This window comes from Sphingobium phenoxybenzoativorans, from assembly GCF_001757355.1.
Taxonomy (GTDB): Bacteria; Pseudomonadota; Alphaproteobacteria; order Sphingomonadales; family Sphingomonadaceae; genus Sphingobium; species Sphingobium phenoxybenzoativorans.
This window is the reverse complement of the sequence record NZ_MINO01000153.1, coordinates 1-3,079: the sequence shown is the minus strand read 5'-3', so window position 1 is coordinate 3,079 and position 3,079 is coordinate 1. Positions and strand designations below refer to the sequence as shown.

General features: G+C 64.4%; 5 protein-coding genes and 1 pseudogene. 2 read left to right on the top strand and 4 right to left on the bottom strand.

Translation table 11 applies throughout. The features are described from left to right. The 3 genes from BHQ40_RS25460 to BHQ40_RS24395 all read right to left on the bottom strand — a co-directional run. Nucleotides 1-109, bottom strand: a 109-nt coding sequence (locus BHQ40_RS25460) for a phage tail assembly chaperone (RefSeq protein ID WP_435593933.1), incomplete at its 3' end; no start/stop codon positions are given. Nucleotides 110-282: 173 nt separating this feature from the next. After that, on the bottom strand, nucleotides 283-603 hold the full coding sequence (locus tag BHQ40_RS24400) for a GTA-gp10 family protein (protein ID WP_070158275.1): 321 nt from the start codon (nucleotides 601-603) through the stop codon (nucleotides 283-285). A gap of 120 nt (nucleotides 604-723) precedes the next feature. After that, on the bottom strand, nucleotides 724-1,131 hold the full coding sequence (locus tag BHQ40_RS24395; RefSeq protein WP_070158274.1) for a phage tail tube protein: 408 nt from the start codon (nucleotides 1,129-1,131) through the stop codon (nucleotides 724-726). A 73-nt stretch (nucleotides 1,132-1,204) separates the two neighbouring features. On the opposite strand from BHQ40_RS24395, the gene BHQ40_RS24390 reads away from it, so the two are divergent. Both BHQ40_RS24390 and BHQ40_RS24385 read left to right on the top strand, forming a co-directional pair. After that, complete coding sequence (locus tag BHQ40_RS24390) at nucleotides 1,205-1,948, top strand: TPM domain-containing protein (RefSeq protein WP_139139477.1); 744 nt, start codon at nucleotides 1,205-1,207, stop codon at nucleotides 1,946-1,948. A gap of 71 nt (nucleotides 1,949-2,019) precedes the next feature. Further along, nucleotides 2,020-2,814 carry a hypothetical protein gene (locus BHQ40_RS24385; protein ID WP_139139476.1) on the top strand — a complete coding sequence of 265 codons (795 nt, stop codon included), beginning with the start codon at nucleotides 2,020-2,022 and terminating at the stop codon, nucleotides 2,812-2,814. Here the strand turns inward: BHQ40_RS24385 and BHQ40_RS26440 are convergent. Next, nucleotides 2,811-3,079 (bottom strand): annotated as a pseudogene (locus BHQ40_RS26440) (hypothetical protein); the annotation flags it as partial. The gene BHQ40_RS24385 and the pseudogene BHQ40_RS26440 sit on opposite strands and share 4 nt — an antisense overlap.

Here is a 3,079-nt window from a genome sequence, read left to right as displayed (position 1 = left end):
CGCGCGCCTCCGCCGCATCCCCCCGCGCCGCCGCGAATATCGCGTCCAGCTCCCCCGGCGTCGCCGCCCAGAACTCCCCCGGCCGCCACCCAAGCAACAGCCCCGCCATCCCGGCCAGCCGGGACGCGGCATCGGTGAAACTTTCCATAAGCCCCTCCCTTTCAAGGGAGGGGGAAGGGGTGGGTGCGATTGCGCCGGCAATCGCTGGCGGAGCCACAAGTCCCATACTGAAGGCTCGCTCCGCTCGCGACCCACCCCAACCCCTCCCTTGAAAGGGAGGGGCTAGGCGGACGCCCCCATCAACACCTGCCGCAACACGCATTTTAGCACCGGGCTAACCTGCGCCAGCCCCATCGCGACCACCGCCTCACCCACCCGCTCGCGCGTCAGCGCGTCGGGCCGCGCATCGATGCAGTGCCAGAACACCACCGCCATCTCCGACAATCGCATCTCGCCCGCCGCCGCCCGGTCGACCATCGCGAACAGCGGCCCCAGTTCCGCCTCCGCCGCCACCAGCGCCGCAAAGCTCGGCCGCACCGCCAGCGTTTCGCCGGCGACCAGCAGCACCGCCTCACCCCGCGCGGGATTCGCCTGTCCGGTCATCACCACCTCCGTCCAAAACCGTCATCGTCACCCCTGCGCAGGCAGGGGTCCCGCTTTCTTCCAAAGGCAGCGGGACCCCGGATCAAGTCCGGGGTGACGAATATTGCCAATGCCCTGCTACTAAACACTCGCCACCGCCCCTGAACTCTCCAGGCTCACCGTATAGCTCCGCTCGCCATTATAATCCCCGGCATAGTCCAGCCGCGTGACCAGAAACCGGCCGCGCATCCGCTCGCCGCTTTCGAAGCTCAGCTCATAATCGTCGATCGTGCCGGACAGCGCATGGTTGCGTATCCGCAGCTCCCCCGCCGATCCGGTGAACAGGCCCGCCGCCGACACGCTGACCGCCCGCACGCCCGCGCCGGACAGCAGTTCGCGCCACCCGCCGCTGTCCTTGCTGGTGATGTTCACCGCCTCGCCGCTGACCGACATCTGCGTCGTGCGCATGCCCGCCACGGTCGCGTAGGCGACGGGCGCGCCGCCATCCCCCACCTTCAACAGAAATGCGCTTCCCTTCTCCACCGGCATGATGTGACCTCCTTCCACCGTCACCCCTGCGCAGGCAGGGGTCCCGCTTCTTCCTGCAAACGGGCGCTTCCAATTGACTCGAAAGCCCCTGCTCTCCACCCTTGCCGGCATGAGACCGGTCCTGATCTTTCCGCTATTGCTGATCCCGCTATCGCTTACGCTCGCCGCCTGTTCGGACCGCAACGCGCCCGCCCCGGCCCCTGCACAGAATGCGCAGGCCCCGGCGGAAAGCGCGCCGGAAAACAGGACGGAAAACACGACAGAAAATTTGGCGGAAAATATGCCTGAAAACAGGGCGGCCGAAACCTCTCACCCAGATTCCGCGCCAACCCCGCCGCCAGCCCCGTCACCACCCCCGGCACCGGCCCCGCCATTGGCGCAACAGGGCCGCGTCACCGACAGCGCCAACATCCTTGCGCAAGCCGCCCGCGCGGCGCTGACCGCCCGCCTCGCCGCCTTTGAGCAGCGGACACAGCATCAGGTCGCCATCGCCACCGTCCCCACCCTCCATGGCGAGGATATCGGCACCTTCACGCGCGACCTGGCCAATCGCTGGGGCGTGGGGCGCAAGGGGCATGACGACGGCGTCCTCATCCTCATCGCGCCCAACGACCAGCAGGTGCGGATCGCCGTCGGCTACGGCCTGGAAAAAACGCTGCCCGAAACCCTCTGCCGCCAGATCATCCAGGACCATATGCTCCCCGCTTTCGCAGGCGGCGATTTCGCCGGCGGGCTGGACAAGGGGCTGACAGCTCTGATCGCGGCAATGGACGAAGGCAAGAAACCGCCCAACGATCAACCGTCATCCCGGACCTGATCCGGGATCCCGCTTATTCTTTCGGCAATGGTTTATCGATAATTGCTGCCCAGTCTAAAGGGCAGCTTCCAGTGAAACCTGCAATCATTGTCATCTTCCTGTCTTTGCTTTCGCCGTGCCTGGCTGCGTGCGACGGGAAGGATCGCAATAACGCCCGGTACCGCTCCGGGATGGGCAGCCCGATGCGCCTCGACGCCACGCCCATAAAGCAGCGGATGATGGGCGATTATTTCCATATACCGGCCAACTGCTATGATGGCCCTCTGGAAACCGAAGGCTATGATCGTGGATATGCGATCAGCGGCAATGCCCTCCTGACGATGCTATGGCCTCGCCTCGAGTGCCGCGACCACCAGAATATGGGCCAATTCCACGCATTCGGAGTCAATCGGCCGCAAGTGCATATTCTCATCACCGGCTATGGCCGCGGCATCGACCATCATCTTGCATTTCGGAAGATCTTCGACTCCATGAGCTGCAATAGTTCCGCGTCGACCTGCGCATTGGGAACGCGGCGGATTGTCTCGGATGGCGGATCGGAAACAGCCATCACCTTTTCTGCGCGGCGCTGCCAATACGCACCGGACATGATTGTCCCCCGGCAGGGCAGAACCGCAACCTGTGTCGACGGGCCTGTTGTAACAGACGTCTTTCATGCAAAAGGCCGGGACGCATTCGTTACCTGCGAACGCCCATATCTCGCGGGGAAAGACAGACCGACAACCCCCGGTTGCCGGCACATATTCCGTTACAGACATCTCCTTATACAAGCTGGTTATGCGCGAAAATTTATGCCGCAGCGATGGCAGATCGAAACGGCTATCATCCGCAAATTGGACAGCTTCAGGCAGACAGCTCCAAGCTAACCCATCTCTAAAACCCGCACCCTGTAATCCATCACGCAAGACCACCCCCGGTCCCGCCCCTTCACCGTCCGCGACCGCAGCATTACCACCGTCCCGATCCGCCACGCGCCATCCACCAGCCCGCTCATCCCGCGCACCACGCCATCGGCCAGCCGCATCGCCGCCGCCAGCCGCGCGGGCGTTTCCTGCGCGTCGAACAGGCTGAGCGTCACGCGCAGTTCGCGCCCCTCCGCATCCTTGGTGCCCCACTCGCTGCCCAGACATT

What these genes read in the sequence shown, in the direction of transcription:
- BHQ40_RS24400 (WP_070158275.1), bottom strand. Translation starts at nt 603, where the DNA reads ATGACCGGACAGGCGAATCCCGCGCGGGGTGAGGCGGTGCTGCTGGTC.
- BHQ40_RS24395 (WP_070158274.1), bottom strand. Translation starts at nt 1,131, where the DNA reads ATGCCGGTGGAGAAGGGAAGCGCATTTCTGTTGAAGGTGGGGGATGGC.